Origin of the sequence: Faecalibacterium prausnitzii (genome assembly GCF_003324185.1) — a bacterium.
Taxonomy (GTDB): Bacteria; Bacillota; Clostridia; order Oscillospirales; family Ruminococcaceae; genus Faecalibacterium; species Faecalibacterium prausnitzii.
Genome location: NZ_PXUP01000015.1, coordinates 16,218 through 37,112 on the forward strand (window position 1 = coordinate 16,218; position 20,895 = coordinate 37,112).

Genomic DNA, 20,895 nt, shown 5'->3' on the forward strand with positions numbered 1-20,895 from the left:
AGGGCTGCTGCCCAAAGCAGCAGCCCTTTGTTGTGCGGGTAGGTTGATTTTTCAGCTTACAGGCAGCTCTTGTAAGCAGCCTCGGCACCCTGGGTGCGGATCATTTCCAGATCTGCCAGCACAGCAGCCTCCAGACCCTCGATCTTGGTCAGATCCTGATCCCACATCTGGGTGTTGGTCAGCACAGCGTGCACCAGCTGCGCAGCGGTGTCGTCCTTGTGTGCGTAGTAGAAGTCCAGAGCCCATGCGTCGTCCTGGATCTTGTAGGTGTTGCCTGCGGGGCGCTTGCAGATCAGGCCGTCTGCGGTGCGCTCCTGAATATCGTTGGAGTAGAAGGCGATGTAGGCTGCCAGAGACATGGTCAGGCACTTGGGCAGCTGCTTCTGCTCCTCGATGTAAGCAAGGAAGGAGGGCATGTTGCGGGCCTTCCACTTGGAGGTGGAGTTCAGGGAGATGCTCATCAGCTCGTGGTTGACGAAGGGGTTGTTGAAGCGGTCCTCAACAGCAGAGGCAAAGTCCTCCAGATCCTTCTTGTCCAGCGGCAGGGTGGGGATGATCTCCTCATGCAGCATCTTGTTCATAAAGCCGCGCACGGTGTCGTTGTGCATGCAGTCGCGCACGATATCAAAGCCTGCCAGATAAGCGCCCAGCACAAAGCCGGTGTGTGCGCCATTCAGGATGCGGACCTTGCGCTTCTTGTAGGGGGTAACGTCGGGCACGACCATGACGTTGACGCCGGCCTTCTTGAACGGCAGCTTGTCCTCCAGACCTGCGGGGCCCTCGATGACCCAGACGCCGAACACTTCGCCCACGTCCAGAGCGGTATCGTGGTAGCCGTTGGCCTCTTCCAGAGCAGCCAGCTCCTGCGGGTCACGGATGCGGCCCGGAACGATGCGGTCCACCAGAGTGGAGCAGAAGGTGTTGGCGGTGTTCATCCAGTCGATGAAGGCGGGCTCCAGATCCCAATCCTTAGCGTAGTTGTTGCAGCACTTCTGCAGCTCCTTGCCGTTGTTGTCAATCAGCTCGCAGCTCAGGATGACCAGACCCCTATCGGCAGCGCCGTTGAAGGCCTTGTAACGCTCGAACAGCACGCGGGTCAGCTTTGCGGGGAAGCTGTTAGGGGGAACCTGATCGAACTGGCTGTCGCCCTTGGTGTAGGCAATGCCGGCCTCGGTGGTGTTGGATACAACAGTTTCCAGATCCTCAGAGCGAGCCAGAGCCAGAACTTCGTCCCACTTGCCATCGATGTAGGGGCACACGCAGTCGGACACGCAGGAGATCACCCGCTTTGCGTCCACCTTCTGGCCCTTTTCGCTGCCGCGCAGGTACAGGGTGTACAGACCCTCCTGCTCGTTGATCCAGTCTGCCATCTGGGGGAAGTTGCCGATGGGCTGCACCAGCTTGACCTTGCCGTTGTAGCCGGCCTTCTCGTTTGCAATATCGTAGAAATAGTCCACGAAAGCGCGCAGGAAGTTGCCCTCGCCGAACTGCATCACCTTAACGGGAGCATCCTTCAGGATGTAGCCGTTGTAGCCAGTGCCTTCCAGAACCTTGTAGTTCAAAGTTTCCATCTTATTGATCTCCTTTATAAACTTGCTTTGCATGGCAGGCTCTCGTTTTCCCTGCCATCTTCTGCTCCTATTTTATGCTGTTGTATACAAAGAAGTCAAGTGTTTTGTGCAATGTTTTTAGTCCAAAAATGGCTATTCAGCGCATTTCCAGCGGTTTATACAATTCTGAGGGTGAAATTTTGGCAGTTTTTCAGTTGTATACATCGGCGTTTTCCGGTATACTAAGGATAAGGCAGCCTGCCCGTTCCAAGCAGGTGCAATTTCATGCCCGTTTTTGTCTAAATTTTAACAAATTTATCAGAGAAAAGGAGTTAAAATCCCATGAAAGCATTTATGGATAAGGACTTCATGCTCCAGTCTGCTACCGCACAGCATCTGTATCACGACTATGCAGCTGCTATGCCCATCTGCGACTATCACTGCCATATTCCTCCCCGCGAGATCTACGAGAACCGCCGCTTCGAGAACATTACTCAGGTGTGGCTGGGCGGCCGTAACCCGGACGGCAGCTACTTCGGCGATCATTATAAGTGGCGCGTGATGCGTTCCAACGGCGTGCCCGAGGAGTACATCACTGGTGACAAGCCCGACCGCGAGCGCTTCCAGAAGTTTGCCGAGGCTCTGCCCATGGCCATTGGCAACCCCATGTACCACTGGACCAATCTGGAGCTGCACGTTTTCTTCGGCTACGACGGCGTGCTGAACGGCGACACCGCTGAGGAAGTGTGGAACCTGTGCAACGACAAGCTGCAGCACGATCCCAAGCTGACCGTCCGCGGCCTGATCGAGCAGAGCAACGTGGCCTTCATCGGCACCACCGATGACCCCATCGACGACCTGTACTGGCACAAGAAGATCAAAGAAGATCCCACCATCAAGTTCACTGTGGCTCCCTCCTTCCGTCCTGATAAGGCCATCAACATCAACAAGCCCGGCTTTGCTGAGTACATGGCTAAGCTGGCTGCCGTTGTGGGCAAGGAAAAGCTGGCCTGCATCGACTGCGTGACCGATGCCCTGACCAAGCGCATCGAGTTCTTTGCCGAGATGGGCTGCCGCGCTTCCGACCACGGTCTGGACTATGTGCCCTACCGTGAGGCCACCAAGGACGAAGTGAACGCCATCTACCAGAAGGTGATGAAGGGCGAGAGCTGCACCGTGGAAGAGGCTGAGAAGTACCAGACCTACATCCTGATCCATCTGGGCAAGCAGTACCATCGTCTGGGCATTGCCATGCAGATCCACTACAACTGCCTGCGCGGCGTAAACCGCAAGATGAACAGCCTGCTGGGCCCCGACACCGGCTTTGACATGATCAACACCGCCACCTGCGGCGGCGAGATCGCACAGCTGCTCAGCGCCCTGAACGACACCGACGAGTGCCCCAAGACCATCATTTACAGCCTGAACCCCGCCGACGATGCACAGATCGGCACCATTCTGGGCTGCTTCCAGAACAGCGAGGTGCCGGGCAAGATCCAGCACGGTTCTGCATGGTGGTTCAACGACCACAAGATCGGCATGGAGGATCAGATGATCCGTCTGGCAAGCCTTGGCCTGCTGGGCAACTTTGTGGGTATGCTGACCGACAGCCGCAGCTTCCTGAGCTACACCCGTCACGATTACTTCCGCCGCATCCTGTGCAACATCATCGGCCAGTGGGTCGAGGACGGCGAGTATCCCAACGATGAGAAGGCTCTGGAGAAGATCGTCAAGGGCATCTGCTTCGACAATGCAAAGCGTTACTTCAACCTGTAAGCGCTTTCCCCTTTTCCTGAACTGAATCTCCGCGCCGCCCGCAGACAATGCAGTCTGCGGGCGGCGCTTTGTTTTGCCCTTTTACGTTCAAAATGCACCGGGCATTCCTGTTTTTTCACCTTTTATCGGTTGTTTTCCGTCTTTTTCTACAACTTCTCCGTTATCCCTTGACTTCCCCGTATAAGGGGAGTATATTTTTGCATGGCATTCAGGCCAAATTACTGTATTTTTTGATGGAGGAAACCCATGAACGGTTTAAAAGAAGCCTTCAGCCGCGAGAATCTGCTGAAGGATCTAAATTTCTTTGCCCTGCTGAACCTCGGTCTTGTGCTCACGGCAGTGGGCATCGTATATTTTAAAAATCCCAACCACTTCGCCTTCGGCGGCACCTCCGGCCTGTCCATCCTGCTGGCAGACCTGTTCCCCCGCATCAACGTGGGCGGCTTTATGTGGATCATCAACATCGTGCTGGTGGTGCTGGGCTTTATCTTTTTGGGCGTCAAGTGCATGGGCTGGACGATCTACTCCTCCTTTGCGCTCTCCTTTTTCGTGTCCTGCTGCGAGTGGCTGTACCCCTCCGGCGTGTCCCTGAGCGGCGACGCCATGCTGGATCTGGTGTTCGCGGTGTTCCTGCCCGCGCTGGGCGCTGCCATCGTGTTTGACATCGGTGCCTCCACCGGCGGCACCGACATCGTGGCACTGATCCTTGCCAAGTACACCTCCATGGAGATCGGCAAGGCGCTGATGGTCAGCGATATCCTCATTGTGCTGGCCGCCGCCGTGCGGTTCGGTATGGGCACCGGTCTGTACTGTATCCTCGGCCTGATCGGCAAGTCCTTTGTGGTGGACGGTGCCATTGAAAACATCCGCCTGCGCAAGGTGTGCACCATTATGACTGCGAACCCGCAGCCCATTCTGGACTTCATCATCCACAACTTGAACCGCTCTGCCACGGTGGAAAAGGCCTACGGTGCCTACACCCACCACGAGCTCAGCGTGCTGGTGACCGTACTTACCCGCCGTCAGGCTTTGCAGCTGCGCAACTTTCTGCGGGAGAACGACCCCCACAGCTTTATCACCATCGTTAACTCCAGCGAGATCATCGGCAAGGGCTTCCGCTCCTTCAACTAAGACTGCTTCGTATCCTTTTTCATCCATTTTCCGCTAAAGGCTTCCCCCGGCCGGGGGAAGCCTTTATTCAGAGGATTGCCCCCGTGTTCCGCGCAACTCCGTACTTGAAGAAAAACGCAAAATAGTGTATTATATAGTATTATGAGTAAAAGGGGGCACACTGTGCCCTGACAGGGGGAACCTATATGGCTGATAAAAACTTTCTGACAGATATCATCGACGCCGACCTTGCCGAGGGCAAGGTGCAGCAGATCCACACCCGCTTCCCGCCGGAGCCCAACGGCTATCTGCACATCGGCAGCGCCAAGGCCATCTATATCAACTGGTCCATTGCCAACCAGTACGGCGGCAAATTCAACCTGCGTCTGGACGACACCAACCCCGCCCGCGAAGGCGAGGAGTATGTCAACAGCATCATCGAGGACCTGCACTGGCTGGGTGCCGACCCCAACGGCGGCATCTTCTACGGCAGCGATTACTTTGATAAGTGCTACGAGTACGCCGAGAAGCTGATCACCGAGGGCAAGGCTTATGTAGACGATTTGACCCGCGAGGAGATGCGCGAGTACCGCGGCTCCGATGCCGGCAAGCCCTCCCGCCCCTCTCCGTGGCGCGACCGCAGCCCGGAAGAAAACCTCGACCTGTTCCGCCGGATGCGTGCCGGTGAGTTCAAGGAGGGCGAAAAGACCCTGCGTGCCAAGATCGATCTGGCAAGTCCCAACATGAATATGCGTGACCCGGCCATCTACCGCATCAAGTACGCCGAGCATCACCGTCAGGGCAACAAGTGGTGCATCTACCCCATGTACGACTTCGCCCACCCCATTCAGGACGCCATCGAGGGCATCACCCACAGCATGTGCAGTCTGGAGTTCGAGAACCACCGCCCGCTGTACAACTGGGTCATCGAGAACATTTTCGGTGCCGAGTTCCCCAAGCAGCGCGAGTTCGCCCGCCTGAACATGACCAACACGGTCATGAGCAAGCGCTACCTGCGTGAGCTGGTGGAGATGGGCATCGTGGACGGCTGGGACGATCCCCGTATGCCTACTCTGTGCGGTCTGCGCCGCCGCGGCTACACCCCCACCTCCATCTTCACCTTCGTGCGGGAGGCCGGCATCTCCAAGTCTGACAACCTGATCGATATGCGTCAGCTGGAAGCCTGCATCCGCAGCGAGCTGGACCTGACCGCACAGCGCCGCATTGCCGTGCTGGAGCCGGTCAAGCTGGTGGTGGACAACTACCCCGCCGACAAGACCGAGTACTTTGACGTAGCCAACAACCCCAACCGCGAAGCCAACGATACCACCACCCGCAAGGTAGCCTTTACCCGCGAGCTGTGGATCGACGCCGAGGACTTTGCTGAGGTGCCGCCTCCCAAGTTCAAGCGCCTGACCGTGGACGGCGAGGTGCGCCTAATGGGTGCTTATATCGTCAAGTGCACCGGCGTGGACAAGAACGCCGACGGCAGCATCGCCGCCATCCACTGCACCGCCGACCTGGAGACCGGCAACGGCAACCCCGCCGACGGCCGCAAGGTCAAGGGCACCATCCACTGGGTAAGCGCCGCACACTGCGTGGACGCCGAGGTGCGCCTGTACGACAAGCTGTTCACCGAAGCCAACATGAACGCCATCCCCGAAGGCAGCGATTACAAGGACTACCTGAACCCGGAAAGCGTCACCGTGCGCACCGGCTGCAAGCTGGAGGAGAGCCTGAAGGACGCAAAGCCCGGCGAAAAGTTCCAGTTCGTGCGCACCGGCTTCTTTACCCCGGACAGCAAGAACCCCGGCGTGTACAACCGGGTAGTCACCCTGCGCGACAGCTTCAAGCCCGCAAAATAATCATCCCCAAGGAGAAGATACCATACCATGACCGCAAAAATGACCCGTAATATCCTGCTCATGCTGGTGGCCACCGTGCTGATGGGCATTGTGCTGAACCTGTATATCCACAACACCGGCACCGTACCCGCCGCCGACAACGCCGCTCCCCTGACCGATGGCAGCTACACCTCCTCTGCGCAGGGTTGCCTGAGTGAAGTGACCGTCACGGTCACCGTGACCGGCGGCAAGGTGACCGCCGTACAGGTGGACGCCTCTGCCGAGACCCCGGAGCTGGGCGGCAAAGCTGCCGAGACGCTGGCTGCCCAGCTGACACAGACCGGTTCCACCGCCGGTGTGGACGCCATCACCGGTTCCACCATGACCAGCGAGGCCATCTTTACCGCCATGGACGCCTGCCTTGCACAGGCGCAGTGATGCTGTAAACTACAAAAACAAAAACTGCCGCACAATTGTGCGGCAGTTTTTGCTTTTTACAGGGTGCTTTGCAGCCGTGCGCCGCTGGCGTACTGGGTGCGGCGGTCCATCTGGTTATCCAGCGGCTGACCGGCGGCATAGCGCTTGAGGTTGTGTGCAAAAATATCCACGATATTGTCCAGCGTCTTGGGCAGGCTGAAGCCGCCGGTAACGTGGGGCGTGATGATCACGTTAGGCTCCGCCCACAGGGGATGCTCCGGCGGCAGCGGCTCGGGGTCGGTCACGTCCAGCCCTGCACCGGAAAGCCGCCCGCTGTGCACGGCGGCTGCCAGCGCCTCGCCGTCCACGGCAGTGCCGCGTCCCACATTGAGCAGGATAGCACCGGGCTTGCAGAGCGCCAGCCGCTCTGCGCCGAACAGATGCAGTGTCTCCGGCGTACCGGGCAGGCTCAGCGCCACAAGGTCGGCCTGCGGCAGCTCTGCGTCCAATGCGCTCTGCGCCACCACACGGGTGCAGTAGTCCGGGCAGGGGGCGTCCGGGTGCACGGTGCGGCGCACGCCCACCACCTCAGCACCCAGCGCATACGCCCGCCGGGCAAAGTTCGAGCCGATATCGCCCATGCCCACGCACAGCACCCGGCTGCCCGCAATGCTGCCCACAGAGTGGCCGGTGGGTGCCCAGCGGTGTTCCCGCTGGTTGTCCCGGTAGGCGGGCAGCTCCTTGAGCAGGCTGAGCCACATTGCCAGCATACACTCACTGATGGCAAGCCCATAAGCGCCGGTGGCGTTGGTCACGATGCACTTCTCCGGCAGCACCCCCGGCTCCAGATAGTTATTGGGGCCCGCTGCGTTGGACTGGAACCACTCCAGATGGTCGTTCTGCCGGATCAGCGGCACCGGCAGATTGCCCAGCACGGCATCTGCCCACAGGGCATCCTCCACCGTGGCAGTATCCGGGGTGGTAAAGCGATATGCAAAGCCCTGCACCGCCTCAATGCGGTTCCTCTGCTCTGCGCTGATGGGCAGACAGACAAGGATATGTTTGGACATAACAGGATCTCCTTTCCCCTTTTTTGTCTATCATACCGCAAACTGTGCGGCGGCACAAGGGGGCGGTTCTGTGCTTTCAGACGCATCCCGTAAAAGAACAATGCCGGGCAGCCCGAAAGCCGCCCGACACCGCATTCTATTTTAGTCCAGTGCACGGATGGCGTCCATCGTGCATTGATACTGCTCTTCCACCTTTGCAAACTGCTCCTGTGTGCCCTCCAGCTGCCCGGCGCGCAGGGTCTCGGTCAGGGTATAGGCGGGCGCATACAGGTTGGAAAAGCCAAGATTCTGGCAGACGCCCTTGAGGGTATGCGCCCCACGGAATGCCTCTTTTACGTCTCCCCTGCGCAGCGCTTCCTCCAGGATCTGAAAGCTGTCGTCCTGCAAAAACATCCGCACAAATTTGCCGATCATGGCTTCGTTGTGCAGCCGCCCCAGCACCTCCTGATAGTCTGCGCCCATCTTTTTATAGCATTCCTGTATCGTCATCGCTTACGCCGTGCCTTTCTTTTCAGCCTCTGTCTAATTTCCCACCGCCACATCTCACTACGCTTCACGGCGATATAGTGCTATGATAGCACCTTTCCGGCTTGCTTGCAACTAGAGCGCAACAAATTTTGTGTTCTGTCCAGTTTTTGCATCCGCTTTTCGGCAGTTGCACCAAAACCTCACCTTTTTGCAAAAGATGCCTGTCATCGCCCGCTTCCTCACTGCTGCTCTTATTGGCTGAAAAAGTCGAAAAGCACCGATGTCCCTAACTGCGGATTCTGTATTGACGAACCGCGCAAAAAACGATATACTATATTCTGGCGGTGCAGCTGTGCCGCCAGATGTCGGGGTGTTGCGCAGTTGGTAGCGCGCCTGCTTTGGGAGCAGGAGGCCGCGAGTTCGAGTCTCGCCACTCCGATACTGCAAACGCACGTTGATTCGGTAAGGATCGGCGTGCGTTTTTGTTTTGCTTGTGAAACTGCCGGTAAAAATCCGACTGTGCGCAAAAACTGCGCACACTGCAAGACCGTTTTCCAAAAACAGAGCAGCCTTTTTCTATTTCCTCCCCTTTTGCGGGATTGATAAAAGCCCACAAGTGCGGTATACTGAATAGTACTTTATTCGAGCGAAGTAAGGAGGTGCGGCCCATGGCGATCGGTGTGCCCCGCCCGCTGGCGATAGAAAAACCGCAGGCCGTAGATCTTGTACAGGCGGCGCGGTATTTCGGCGCGCACGGCGAACCGGACGCTACCACGCTGGCACTGCTGCAAAAATGCGCCGTGCCGCTGCTGGCGGCGGCGATGCCCCGGGCGGTGTGGCTGCTGGCAGACACCCCTGCCCTGACCGAGGCCGGGCTTCTGCCCGGCGAGGATGTGCACAAGCACCTGACCGGCTGCGGGCAGGCCATTCTGCTGGCGGTGACGCTGGGTCCCGGGGTGGATGCCCAGATCCGCCGGGCGGGCGTGGGCGATATTGCCGCCGGGGTAGCCTCCGATGCCTTGGGCAGCGCACTGGCTGAGCAGGCCGCCGATGCCGCCGAGGCACAGCTGCGTCAGTGGGCGGCAACAGAGGGAAAGTATCTGACCGGGCGCTTTTCGCCCGGCTACGGCGATTGGGACATCGCGGTGCAGCCGCTGGTGGCAGCAGCGCTGGACACCGTGCGCAAGGCCGGGCTGTGCGTCACCGACACCAACCTGATGACCCCGCGCAAGAGCGTGACTGCCCTGTTGGGGGTCAGCGACCACCCGGTAAAAGGACAACTGGCCGGGTGCGGCCATTGCGTGCTGCGCACCCGCTGCGAATACAGAAAGAGGGGAAAGACCTGTGCAAGTGAATGAACTTTTCAGACAGAGCAATACCATCCTGCTGGACGGCGGCATGGGCACCATGCTGCAAGCTGCCGGGCTCAAGCTGGGCGCACGCCCGGAAGAGCTGAACATCACCGACCCGGCGCTCATCGAGGGCATCCATGGGCAGTACGCTGCGGCGGGCAGCCGCATCGTCAACGCCAACACCTTTGGTGCTTCTGCCCACAAGCTGGCAGGCAGTGCCTACACGCTGGAGCAGGTCATCACCGCAGGCATTGAAAACTGCAAGCGCGCCTGTGCGCCCTACGGTGCGCTGACCGCGCTGGACGTAGGCCCGCTGGGCGAGCTGCTGGAACCCAGCGGAACGCTGGCCTTTGAGGATGCTGTGGCTGAGTATGCCCGCATCGTCAAGGCAGGCGAAGCCGCCGGGGCGGACCTGATCTTTTTTGAGACCTACACCGACCTGTACGAGTTGAAGGCCGCCCTGCTGGCTGCCAAGGAGAACACCCACCTGCCCATTCTGGCCAGCATGAGCTTTGAAGCAGGCGGGCGCACCTTTACCGGCTGCACAGTGGAAAGCTTTGCCGCCACCGCCCGGGGCTTGGGGGCAGACGCCGTGGGCATCAACTGTTCGCTGGGACCCAAAGAGATCTTTCCTATGGCAAAGCGGCTGGCCGAGGCTGTACCCGGCAACTTCCCAGTGTTCGTCAAGCCCAACGCCGGTCTGCCCCGGGCGGACGGCAGCGGCTACGACATCACCCCGCAGCTGTTCGCCTTGCAGATGAAGCCCTACCGGGAGCTGCACCTGTTTGCCGCCGGCGGCTGCTGCGGCACCACCCCGGAGTTCATCAAGCTGCTCAACGGCACCTTTGCAGGCTGCACCCCGGGGCGTCCTGCGCACCGGATGCCCTCGGTGCTGTGCACCCCGGTGGACACCGTTACGGTAGACGGCATCACGGTGGTGGGCGAGCGCATCAACCCCACCGGCAAAAAGCGCTTCCAGCAGGCATTGCGGGAAGGCGACATGAACTATGTGCTGGAACAGGCCGTCAGTCAGGCAGAGGCCGGGGCGCAGATTCTGGACGTGAACGTGGGCGCACCCGGCGTGGACGAGCCGGTGCTGATGGAGCAGGTGGTCAAGGCTCTGCAAAGCGTGACCAGTCTGCCTTTGCAGCTGGACTCCTCCAACGTGGAGGCGCTGGCGCGGGGTCTGCGGGTGTACAACGGCAAGCCCATCGTCAACTCCACCAACGGCGAGCCGGAAAAGCTTGCCACCATCCTGCCGCTGTGCAAGAAGTACGGTGCCGCCATCGTGGGACTTGCCATCGACGAAAAAGGCATCCAGCCCAAAGCCGCAGACCGCGTAGCCATTGCCCGCCGCATCACCGAGGCGGCGCTGGCAGCGGGCATTCCCCGGGAGGATATCTACATCGACTGCCTTACCCTGACCGCCAGCGCCCAGCAGGAGGATGTGCTGGCCACGGTACAAGCGCTGGAAGCCTGCAAAAAGGAGCTGGGAGTGCGCACCGTGCTGGGCGTGTCCAACATCAGCTTTGGTCTGCCATGCCGCACCTACCTGAACACCACCTTTTTGACCATGGCCATGTACGCCGGGCTGGACCTTGCCATCATGAACCCCTCCAGCGAAGAGATGATGGCGGCGGTGTACGCCTACAACGTGCTGACCAACCGGGACAAGCAGAGCACAAAGTACATCGAGCGCTTTGCCGACCGTGTGCCCGCCAGCACCGCACTGGCACAGGCTGCAAAAGCCGCGCCTGCCGCCAGTGCTGCCGAAGCAGAACTTACCGGTCCCTACGCCGCCCTGATGAAAGCGGTGGAAAAGGGCTTGAAGGGTGACGCCGCCGCCCATACCCGCGCCCTGCTGGCAGAAAAGCAGCCGCTGGAGGTGGTGGACAAAGCCTTGATCCCCGCTTTGGACATCGTGGGTGCCAAGTACGAAAAAGGCACTCTCTTCCTGCCACAGCTGCTGCAGGCTGCCAGCGCCGCCCAGAGCGCCTTTGAGGAGATCAAAACTGCCATTGCCCAAAAGGGCGAGGGCAGCGCCAGCAAGGGGCGTATCGTCCTTGCCACCGTCAAGGGCGATGTACACGACATCGGCAAAAACATCGTCCGGGTCATTCTGGAAAACTACGGCTTTGAGGTACTGGACCTTGGCCGGGACGTACCGGTGGAGACGGTGGTGGACACCGTGCGGGAAAAGGACGTGCATCTGGTAGGTCTTTCGGCCCTGATGACCACCACCCTGAAAAGCATGGAGGAGACCATCGCCGCCCTGCACGCCGCTAAGCTCGACTGCAAGATCATGGTGGGCGGTGCCGTGCTGACCCCGGAATACGCCGAAAAGATCGGCGCGGACTGGTACGCCAAGGACGCCAAGCGCAGCGCCGACATCGCCAAGGAGTTCTTTGGAGTGTAACGCGGAATATTTCAGATTCAGACTGCTGAAAAGTGCGGACTTTTCAGCAGTCTTTTTTCATGGGCAGGGCGTTTATCGCAATTTTCAAAAACAGTGCCTGTCAAAACGGCATATTTGCGATATGCAGTTTGCGGATGTTGCTCGGACATTATAAACGCAAACTGCAATATTTGCAAACTGTTCAAATTTACCACAAAGAATTGCCACGATTGTCTGGCATAATAAGGGTGCACTCAGGGAGAACGGAACGGACATCCCCCATAACCTCCGAAAGGTTCTCCCCGCAAAAACCCATGCAGGCACATTTCCCTGCGGGTGCGGCCGCAGCAGCGGCGCACAGCAGGCCCATAAAAAACTGTCTCCCGTTTCTATGCGAGGCAATAGCCAGAACGGCGGACAGACTACCAAATCCCTCCTGATCAAGCCGCAATGTTCAGGGGTTCCTATACAGCAGGCAGTGTCGCTTTCCTCCTCCTTTCCACGACACTGCCTGCTTTTTGTTTACGCATTTTCCCCTGAAATGCCAGAAAGCGCAAGGTCGGAGGAACTGCCCTTGCCCCCGGTCTCCTGCATACAAAACCGCCCCGGCTTCCATCACGGAAACCGGGGCGGTTCGTTTGCTTTATGGGTACTTTTTTCAGGCGCTCACGCAAAACCTTGCGAGGGGGCTTTTGGTAAGCCCCGCGGATGCAGGGAAAAGGTCCGTAGGAGGAATAGACATCAAGAGGGTCTAGGATCACCCCCGCGGATGCAGGGAAAAGATAAGGCAGAGCATCTGGTACAGCACCACGTAGGGATCACCCCCGCATATGCGGGGAAAAGCGGTTATCGCCGTAGCCAACCGGATGCAAGCCGGGATCACCCCCGCGCATGCGGGGAAAAGATTGCCGCGAGTATGTGCCCCATCTGGGTGCGAGGATCACCCCCGCGTATGCGGGGAAAGGGCCACCTGACGCTTGCAGTCAGCCATATGCATAGGATCAACCCCGCGTATGCGGGGAAAAGTAGTCCATCATGCCGCGGAAGTTGGCGTTGCAGGGATCACCCCCGCGCATGCGGGGAAAAGATTTGTTGTTGCGTATATCCACGCAATAACATAGGATCACCCCCGCGTATGCGGGGAAAATGCCGTTGCCATCATTCGATGATACTCGTGAATGGGATCACCCCCGCGTATGCGGGGAAAAGACTAAAAAGATCCCGTAGCACCGTGTCTCCCGTTGCTATTGTACCGCTGTTCCCTTCAGTTTGCAATAAACCTGTTGTATCAAATGGCAGTCCGGCAGGGCGCGATGCTCCACTTTTTCTGCCAGCTGAAAATACTGTGCCAGCGCCTGCAGGTCCGGCCGGATCATGCCCGGCATCTCGTCCCTCTCAGTTTCCTCCGCGCATAATGGTCATCAGCCCAAGGCCGTAGGCCTTGCCGCGCCCTATGCCCTGACACAGCAGCGCCCGGAACTGCTCTGCATCGGTCACCTGTAAAACGCCCTCGTAGGTCACTGCCAGCAGGGTCACCGGCCGGGTGCCGTGCTTGGCAAAGTGCTGCCACTGCACCCGGGTCACGGTAAATTCCTCCTCCCGCAGGGCAAAGCCGTGCTTTTCAGCGCGCTCCAACAGCCACTGCTTCTGGTACTGTGTTGTGCAGTGTGCGGCCACGGTCCCCCGCGCTGCGGGGTTTTGGGGGTCTTTGCAGCTTTTGGTGGGGTTTGCAGTCAGCCGAAACTGCCAGCAGCTGCCCGGCTCCACCCGCTGCAAAAGCGGGTCGTAGCTGCGGGTCTCCGCAGCCGCTCCGGTGCCAAACTGCTCCACCACGCCGGACAGCTCCGGCGCGTCCTCGCTGAGCAGCAGCAGATACAGCCGCTCTCCCAGACGATCCAACCGCCACAGCCTGCGGCGGCGCTCCCCTGCAAAAGCGCTTTCCACTGCGCCATGCAGTTTTTGCGGTGCCGCCAGCGCAGCCATCGTGCTGCGGCGGGTGAGATCGAGTTCTACCCGTGATAAATACATTCTCTCGCCCCCTTTTTACAATTCCCGGAACGGATCGTGCTCCGTAGTCTCCGGGCTGTCCGGCATCTTCTGCCATAGTTCCCGTACCGAGCGGTAGCCGTACTGCCGATGATGCGGGTCAAAGCTCACCGGCACATCCCGCTGCGGAGCCGTGCCCGGCTCCAGCGGATCGGCGTCCAACAAGATCCGGCTCTGCCGTCCCGGGCACAGGGGCGGTTCCGCTTGCAGCACCTCCTGCAAGCTGCCCGGGCGTACGCCCAGACAGAGCGGCAGGGTAGGCGGGCAGCAGCGGCGGCCGAGATACAGCGGAAACGCCGGGTGCAGAAGCGCCTGCTGCAGTTGCTGCAAAAGGGCGGCATCCTCGCTTTCAATGCCGGCCAGAAACACGGCATCCTGCAAATAATGGCGGTAGGTCACATAAGAGGTCTTTTCGTCCTGCGTCTTTGCCGTGTGGTAGTCCACCAGCAGCTGCCCTTCCCGCTCCACACGGACACCGAACCGCAGCCCGGTCAGCCGGGTCAGCGCTTCGCTCTCGTCCCGCCGCAGCCCCAGAGCTGCCGCCAGCAGACCGATCACGCCGCTCTTGGTGGGTTCCCGGCCCGTCTTGCGGGTCTCAAATTTAGAGTCCGCGCCCCACGCCTGCAAAGGCGCTGCCAGCCGAAGCAACAGCGTTGCCATTACCCCACCTCATTTCCGGCAAGCGCATCCCGGACAGCCTTTTCCAGTGCGTCCAGCATCGCCTTTGCCGTCTGCGCCGGAGCCAGCACCTCCAGCCCGCTGCCCACGGTAAAGCTTTGCGCGGGAGCCTCGGCAAAGCTGCTGTACATCTGCTGCGCATACTGCGCCAGTGCCGCCTTGGAAGGTGCGGCGTAACCCTGCGCACTGCGGGGCACGGCACGCTCGAATGCGCCGCACAGGTTCACCGGCTGATCCTCCCGCAGGGTCACATATACCGCGTCCGGCAGAGTGCGGTTTGCAAAGGTGTTCTGCTTGCCGGTGGGCATGGAGAAGAGGAACGCCTCACCAAAGGCCCGCACCGTCTCCGCTGCCTGCGCTGCACCCAGCTGCCCGGCCAGCTCCATCACGTTCACCGTAGCATAGCGGTACAAGGTGGAGGAGTTGTACTCCACCGTGCCCAGATGGCTTGCACCGGCGTTGTCCTCTGCCTGACAGTCATCCACGGCGGTAAAGTAATCGTACTCGTTCTGCACGGCATGGGTGGAGATGCTGTGCGCCACCTGCGCAGCGGCGTCATAGTTCAGAGAAGGGTCATCTGCCACCATGCGGCCAAACAGCGCCATGTCCATCGAGGGCACTGCTTTCAGGGCATCCCGATACTGCTTTTTATCCGCAGAGCCCTCCACAGCCAGCTCTGCCAACGCCTTTGCCTGCGCAACGCTCATGAAGAACAGTGCCTTGGTGCCCTTATCGTCGCTCTTGATGCCCGCATTCTCCAGCGCTTTCTTTGCCAGCTTGTCCGCATCCAGCTCCGGAGCCAGTGCAAGGATCTGCGCCTTCACCAGTTCTGCGGCCTTTTTGGTGCGCTTGCCCACGTCTAGCTGAGCATTCTCCGCAAAGGCTGCGCGCATGGCGTGCTTCCATGCCTGTGAGGAAACTCTGGCGCGGAGCACACCGCCGTACACTGCCGTTTTGGGGCTGCCGGTATCGTCCCGGTTGATGCAGCTGGGCGGGACGGTCTGCAAAATGTGGAAATCAACATACAGGCGCTTATTCATGATCAATTCTCCTTTTCTTTCTCTTCCGGTGCAGGCTTCGGGTCGCGGTACAGATCCTGCCCCCACCGCAGACGGACATTGGCGGGAATCTGTGCATACCGCGGGTCGGTGCATTGCAATTCATACAGGTCTGCCGCAAGCTGCGGATAGTCCAGCGGGATGCCGCCATCCTTTGCCGTGCTCAACAGCTGGATCATGCCCCGCAGATGGTGGCTGATCTCGGTAATTTCTTCTGCGGTGGCCAGCGCATTGAACCGCCGGAGCACACTGGCCTCGGTCCAGTCCTGTCCGGCACTGCTCCGCTCTGCCAGCTGCCGCACCGCACGCCCCAGCGTGTTGCCGGGGCAGTTCATGGGGCGGTCGTTCCCCTGCTGATGCATAGCATACAGGGTCAGGGCGAGGTAGACCGCCCACTCTGCCGCCGAGGGAGCACTGCGGCCCTGAAAGCTTTCCGGCATTCCCAGCAAAAAACTTCCCCACAGTTCCGGCAGCTCGCCGGGTGCGTGGCCGATACCCCGCCGCAGCTTTGCCAGTTCTGCCCGCCGCTGGTTGTCCGGCAGAGCCTGAAGCCTGTGCAGCTGCTGCGCCGCATACAGTTTGACATCCTGTGTTTTCATACAACTCCCCCTTTATGGTTCTGCTTTGGGATAGATCTCCCAAAGCCTTGCGCGGAAATGATTATAGGCCTTTGGCGCGGTATACAGAATGGTGCGCTCGGTCTTTTTGTCCTTATCCACCACAATGCGGTGTCCCTTCAGGGCGGCGTTTCCGGCCTCCATCACCATCTGCTTTCCCAGCTTTTCCGCGATGCTGCGCGCCCGTGTCTGCCAGCGCAGTGCCGCCTCATCCGGGTCGTCCTGCTCCGGGTCGATCGCCTGCAGCCACTGCCGGAAAGGCTGATCCACTGCAAAGTAGAATTGTGCACGAACCGCGCCGCCTGCATTTTCATTCCGGTCACCGGCGGCAATTGCCAGCTCCTGTGCAAAACGCCCGATCAGCGCCGCTGTCTGTTCACAGCGCTCGATTTCTCTGACGATCCGGCTCTGCCATGGACGCCCTATCTCATCCAGAATCCCTGCCTGAAAGGTCAGGCTGTCGCTGAAAGAATCATTTACAAAGAAGTCCTTATCGCCATATTGGACACCGGAGATACGGAAATGTACCTTTCTGCGGGGATCCAGAAGTTTCAATCTCTTTTCCTGCAACTTTTCGATCCAGCATACAACGCCCGGGCGATGCCCGCTGCCCTGACAAAAGACCGCCGGGAACTCCCGCCAGAATTGTTTGGCCGGGTCATGACGGCAGGGCACAAACATCACCGGTTCATTTTTCTTGATTGGCATCGTGCGCCAGATGGTCATCTGTTCAGCAAAGACGTTTTCTCTGGGGAAGAAATCTCCTCCCAGCAGACAGAACCCATCCACATTCTCCCCTGTCCTGTGCAGCAACAGCCTTCTGGATTGCAGGGTGAGCAGCTGTGCCGGGTTGTCCGGGCAGCAAATTTCTGTCCGTTCCGCGCTCTTTGGTGCTTCCAGTTCCCAACAGGGCTTGCTTTCGCCCCAGCATTCCCGGCCGTCGCGCAGCAGTGTCAGGTTCAGCATCAGGGTCTCGTACAGATTATCACCCTGTGCCTGAATAAAACCGATCTTGCCCAGCCACCCGGCTCCTACGGACGGAAGTCCCTTTCCTTTTGGCTTTGCAGAGGTGTCATCATAGCCGTTCACACACAGCAGCCACCGCGCCGCCTGCGGATAGCTCAGCTGATCCTTGCTCTGCCCCGCATACAGAGGAAAGAGCCGGAGTTTATTGCTGCTTTCCGACATTTCACCGTTAAGTTTGGCCGCACCGTATTCCGTGCCGATCTTTGCCTGCGGCACCTGCCAGAAGGGGTGTGTCGGGTGGAACAGCCAGAAGCGGTCCTTCCACTGCTCCAGATAGTCCCGGACAGGCGCCGCCGGAAAATGCCCAAGCTGCCACAGCACGCTCCAGCGCTCCAGTGCATCATCGCTCTGCATCAGCGGGCGGGGCGCTCCCTTTGCATCCACCCGGGAGAACACGGTGAACAGCACCGCCAGCAGCAGCCGCAGCACTGCGGCGTTCTGGGTGGGCATCTCGCCCGCAAGGTCCGCATAATCCTGCGCCGACACCAGCGCCTCGGTCAGGGACACCTCCCGCACCGTGTTGTCCCGCAGCCGCACCCGTATCCACGGTTCGGTCAGCAGGTTGAATTCAATTTCCTTCATCCGTTTTCTCCTTTTGGTAATACAGGCCGTTTTCACGGTCATAACAAAGTTCCATGCCCGCAAGCCGGGCAGTCAGGTTTTCGTCCAGCAGCAGGATCAGTTCTCCGTGCAGCAGCGGCGACAGCTGCCACGCCGCAAGGCGGCTGCGGTTGTCCGCTTCCAACTCCCGGATGACCCTATCCACCTTCCACGCCTTGCCGAACACCGCCGGGAGCCGCAGCTTCTGCCGGGCGATCTTTAGTGCCGTTTCCGGCAGGGGCGGGCTGTCGGCAGCTACGGCACTGCCGCCCTCCTGCCACGGCAGAAAGTGGATGCTGCCGTCTGCCCGACGCTGCATTACCAGCACCTCCACCGAGGGGTCGCCGTCCCGCACTGCCGCCCGGGCTGCCGGGTCGGAGCGGGCGCCCTCGTTCTGCATCCAGTCGTCCAGCGTATTCAGCTGCGCCAGCCGGTGCGTTTCCGGCTGCGGCACAAGGTATGCCTCGGCGCGTGCTTTCTTTTTCTCCTGCGTCTGCTCATATATGGAGCGCATTTCCTCGCCCTGTGCTCCGCCGGGGGCTTCCCGCTCCCAGCCGTAGACCCGCTGCACCAGCGGAGAGATCTCCTCCGGCAGCCTGATGCTCCGGGGCAGAAAGTTCCGGGTGCGCCAGAGCAGCCACCGTCCATATACCGCCTCGCTGCCCGCGTCAAAGGCATCTTCCCCGGTGTCCAGCACCGCGCAGCAGGCCTGCTGCAACGGAGCGGGGCGGCTGCGGTGGTGGCGGTGCAGCCGTCCAATGCGCTGCAGCAGCAGATCCATGGGGCAAAGCTCTGTGACAAGAACGTCCAGATCAATGTCCAGCGACTGCTCCATCACCTGCGTGCCCACCACGATCAGGTCATTCCGGCACTCCGGTGCAGAGCCCTTGCCGACGCGTGCCATCAGCTGGTTTTCCCGCGCTGCGCGGTCCGGCATCAGGAACTGCGCATGGAACAGCTGCACCTCTTTGTCCGGCAGGCTTTCCCGCAGCAGCTGTGCGATCTTCTGCGCTTTTTTGACCGTGTTTACGATTACCCCCGCGCAGCCGCCCTCGACCAGTTTCTGGCGCAGCAGCGCGGGCAGCTCCGGCTCTGTGAGCGTAGTCAGCTGCACCGTTTGACCGGGTGCATCCGATGAGATGGCCGTCTGCTTTACCTCTGCGCCATCCGTCCATGTCAGCAGCGGATAGCCGCAGCTGGTTTCCCACGGAGCGTCCGGGGCGGCCTTTTTCTGCTGGTAGGCCTCGACCAGCTCTGTGCGCCGCCGGGCGGGCAGGGTGGCCGACAGCAGAATGACCGGCACCTTGTACCAGCCCAGCCATTCCAGTGCGCGGTCCAGATAGCAGTTCATGTAGGTATCGTAGGCGTGGCACTCATCAATAATGACCACCTTGCCCGCAAGCCCCAGATGCCGCAGCATAACGTGCTTCTGGGCAAGTGCCGCCAGCAGCAGCTGATCCACTGTGCCAACCACGAAGTTTGCCAGCAGTGCCTGCTTGTTTCCCCGAAACCACTGGTGTACCTGCACCTGATGCTCTTCCTGCGCATCTTCCTCCAGCTGCACCCCGCGCCCCTGTAACCGCAAATAGTTCTCGTTCAGTTCTGCCATGCCGTGCGCCAGCTTTATAGCCTGCAGCAGCGTCTCCTCAGACTGCGTGTCTGCCCAGCCAAGCAGCCGGGGAAAGATGCCGTTTGCCGTGGCCTGTGTGGGCAGCCCGAAAAAGACACCGCCCAGCCCGAACCGGCTGGCCATGATCTCCGCAGCGGCCAGCGCCGCCTCGGTTTTGCCCACGCCCATCTGTGCTTCCAAAATCAGAATGCCCGGTTCCGCTGCGGTATCTGCAGCTTCCAGAACAGCCCTCTGCACCGCATTGGGCGCAAAGCCGAACCGCACCGCAAACTCCTGCGGGTCTGCGATGCCCGGCTGTGCCTCCCACGGAAAGGGCAGGGCCAGCTTTTCCCAAGCCCTGTCCACCCGCGCCGGGTAATCCTCCATGCTGCCCAGCTCCTCTACCGGGATCAGGGGGAAGTATTCCGTATTGCTGGCGATCCAGTCTGCCATGATCAGAAGTCCGGTCAGAAGCACTTCCTCCTGCGGGTCCAGGTCGTACAGTTCCGCCGTATCATCAAAGCCGCAGTCCTGCAAAACAGTCATGAGCAGTTCTGTCCAAAAGCTCTCCCAGACCTTTTTTTGTCCCTTGGGGTAGTAGTTGCTCTCCCAGCACTCCAACTGGTCATCGACCGCCGCGCAGCTCTGTGGCCTGCCGTGATGCGCTCCCACAATGGAGGCTAGCCCGCCGGGACAATCATTCCACAACAGAATTGCCTCGCCCGCCCGGGCATGCGGCGACTCCCGGCGGTTCTGTTCAGGACAGTCCAGCGGCGTCAACATTTCCAGCCGCTGCCGCGCCTCCGGCAGCGTGCGCAGGATATTTGCCTGAAAGGCTACCGTAGCCTTGCCTATATCATGGATCCCGCCCAGAAACCGGGCATGCGCGAGCAACGCTTCCTCGCGCTCAAAGCCCATGGCCCGTTTTGCACTTTCCGGGAGCCACTGCCGGACCAGCCGCTCCATGATGCCCGCCGTATCCCACAGGTGCATCCAGAGCGGCAGCCACAGGCTGGTATTCTCCGGGTCCGTTTTACCAGCCAAAAGCCTTGTTTTATTCAACGTCCAGCGCATTTTTGCTCCTTTTCCGGTGTGTGTGCCTTCCGTGTACCGAGCATAGCAGATAATGTGTACTATAATCCGTACTTTTTGCATTTTATCTTCGCAAATGAAAAAAGCGGCACACCGGGTCGTGCCTCATCAAAACGAAAGTGTCCTTGCAAGGTAAAGAAAACTGCTATTTATGGCCCTGTTCTGCCTTCTGTTCCAAAGATACGCT

15 protein-coding genes, 1 tRNA gene and 1 CRISPR repeat array are annotated in these 20,895 nt (G+C 59.8%); of the genes, 7 read left to right on the plus strand and 9 right to left on the minus strand.

Annotated features, from left to right (window positions below; all coding sequences use genetic code 11):
• Window positions 1–56: 56 nt before the first annotated feature.
• Complete coding sequence (locus C7J97_RS10690) at window positions 57–1,571, minus strand: tagaturonate reductase (RefSeq protein ID WP_113992566.1); 1,515 nt, start codon at window positions 1,569–1,571, stop codon at window positions 57–59.
• Between the two features lie 321 nt (window positions 1,572–1,892).
• On the opposite strand from C7J97_RS10690, the gene uxaC reads away from it, so the two are divergent.
• The 4 genes from uxaC (at window position 1,893) to C7J97_RS10710 (ending at window position 6,718) form a co-directional block, all read left to right on the plus strand.
• Window positions 1,893–3,326: a glucuronate isomerase gene (uxaC, locus tag C7J97_RS10695; RefSeq protein WP_005920792.1), complete on the plus strand. Its 1,434-nt coding sequence runs from the start codon at window positions 1,893–1,895 to the stop codon at window positions 3,324–3,326.
• 246 nt (window positions 3,327–3,572) lie between these two features.
• On the plus strand, window positions 3,573–4,457 hold the full coding sequence (locus C7J97_RS10700; RefSeq protein WP_113992567.1) for a YitT family protein: 885 nt from the start codon (window positions 3,573–3,575) through the stop codon (window positions 4,455–4,457).
• A 185-nt stretch (window positions 4,458–4,642) separates the two neighbouring features.
• On the plus strand, window positions 4,643–6,301 hold the full coding sequence (locus C7J97_RS10705) for a glutamine--tRNA ligase/YqeY domain fusion protein (RefSeq protein WP_113992568.1): 1,659 nt from the start codon (window positions 4,643–4,645) through the stop codon (window positions 6,299–6,301).
• A 27-nt stretch (window positions 6,302–6,328) separates the two neighbouring features.
• A complete protein-coding gene (locus C7J97_RS10710) occupies window positions 6,329–6,718 on the plus strand; it encodes an FMN-binding protein (RefSeq protein WP_097783180.1) in 390 nt (129 codons plus the stop codon).
• A 56-nt stretch (window positions 6,719–6,774) separates the two neighbouring features.
• Here C7J97_RS10710 and C7J97_RS10715 read toward each other — a convergent pair whose 3' ends face one another.
• The gene (locus C7J97_RS10715; RefSeq protein ID WP_113992569.1) at window positions 6,775–7,767 is read right to left on the minus strand and encodes a D-2-hydroxyacid dehydrogenase; all 993 of its coding nucleotides are present in this window, start codon (window positions 7,765–7,767) and stop codon (window positions 6,775–6,777) included.
• Window positions 7,768–7,908: 141 nt separating this feature from the next.
• Window positions 7,909–8,256: an Hpt domain-containing protein gene (locus C7J97_RS10720; protein ID WP_113992570.1), complete on the minus strand. Its 348-nt coding sequence runs from the start codon at window positions 8,254–8,256 to the stop codon at window positions 7,909–7,911.
• Window positions 8,257–8,601: 345 nt separating this feature from the next.
• On the opposite strand from C7J97_RS10720, the gene C7J97_RS10725 reads away from it, so the two are divergent.
• The 3 genes from C7J97_RS10725 to C7J97_RS10735 all read left to right on the plus strand — a co-directional run bounded on the left by C7J97_RS10725 (window position 8,602) and on the right by C7J97_RS10735 (window position 12,003).
• A tRNA-Pro gene (locus tag C7J97_RS10725) sits at window positions 8,602–8,674 on the plus strand.
• 229 nt (window positions 8,675–8,903) lie between these two features.
• Entirely contained in the window at window positions 8,904–9,593 is a 690-nt protein-coding gene (locus C7J97_RS10730) for a methionine synthase (protein WP_113992610.1), read from the plus strand.
• Entirely contained in the window at window positions 9,580–12,003 is a 2,424-nt protein-coding gene (locus C7J97_RS10735) for a homocysteine S-methyltransferase family protein (RefSeq protein ID WP_113992571.1), read from the plus strand. The genes C7J97_RS10730 and C7J97_RS10735 overlap by 14 nt, the downstream gene beginning before the upstream one ends.
• Window positions 12,004–12,736: 733 nt before the next feature.
• A CRISPR array of direct repeats spans window positions 12,737–13,190; the repeat unit is 27 nt; unit sequence GGATCACCCCCGCGTATGCGGGGAAAA.
• Between the two features lie 187 nt (window positions 13,191–13,377).
• Here the strand turns inward: C7J97_RS10735 and cas6e are convergent.
• Genes cas6e through cas3 form a run of 6 tightly spaced genes read right to left on the minus strand, consistent with a single transcriptional unit; the run spans window position 13,378 to window position 20,660 of the window.
• Window positions 13,378–14,010: a type I-E CRISPR-associated protein Cas6/Cse3/CasE gene (gene cas6e / locus C7J97_RS10740; protein WP_113992572.1), complete on the minus strand. Its 633-nt coding sequence runs from the start codon at window positions 14,008–14,010 to the stop codon at window positions 13,378–13,380.
• 15 nt (window positions 14,011–14,025) lie between these two features.
• Window positions 14,026–14,688, minus strand: coding sequence for a type I-E CRISPR-associated protein Cas5/CasD (gene cas5e / locus C7J97_RS10745; protein WP_113992573.1), 663 nt, complete (start codon window positions 14,686–14,688; stop codon window positions 14,026–14,028).
• Window positions 14,688–15,746, minus strand: coding sequence for a type I-E CRISPR-associated protein Cas7/Cse4/CasC (cas7e, locus tag C7J97_RS10750; protein WP_113992574.1), 1,059 nt, complete (start codon window positions 15,744–15,746; stop codon window positions 14,688–14,690). Before cas7e ends, cas5e begins: the two co-directional genes overlap by 1 nt.
• Window positions 15,747–15,748: 2 nt before the next feature.
• On the minus strand, window positions 15,749–16,363 hold the full coding sequence (casB, locus tag C7J97_RS10755) for a type I-E CRISPR-associated protein Cse2/CasB (protein WP_113992575.1): 615 nt from the start codon (window positions 16,361–16,363) through the stop codon (window positions 15,749–15,751).
• A gap of 12 nt (window positions 16,364–16,375) precedes the next feature.
• On the minus strand, window positions 16,376–17,989 hold the full coding sequence (gene casA, locus C7J97_RS10760) for a type I-E CRISPR-associated protein Cse1/CasA (RefSeq protein ID WP_113992576.1): 1,614 nt from the start codon (window positions 17,987–17,989) through the stop codon (window positions 16,376–16,378).
• Window positions 17,976–20,660 (minus strand): CRISPR-associated helicase Cas3', encoded by a 2,685-nt coding sequence (cas3, locus tag C7J97_RS10765; RefSeq protein WP_242983501.1) that lies wholly within the window; start codon window positions 20,658–20,660, stop codon window positions 17,976–17,978. The genes casA and cas3 overlap by 14 nt, the downstream gene beginning before the upstream one ends.
• Window positions 20,661–20,895 lie beyond the last annotated feature (235 nt).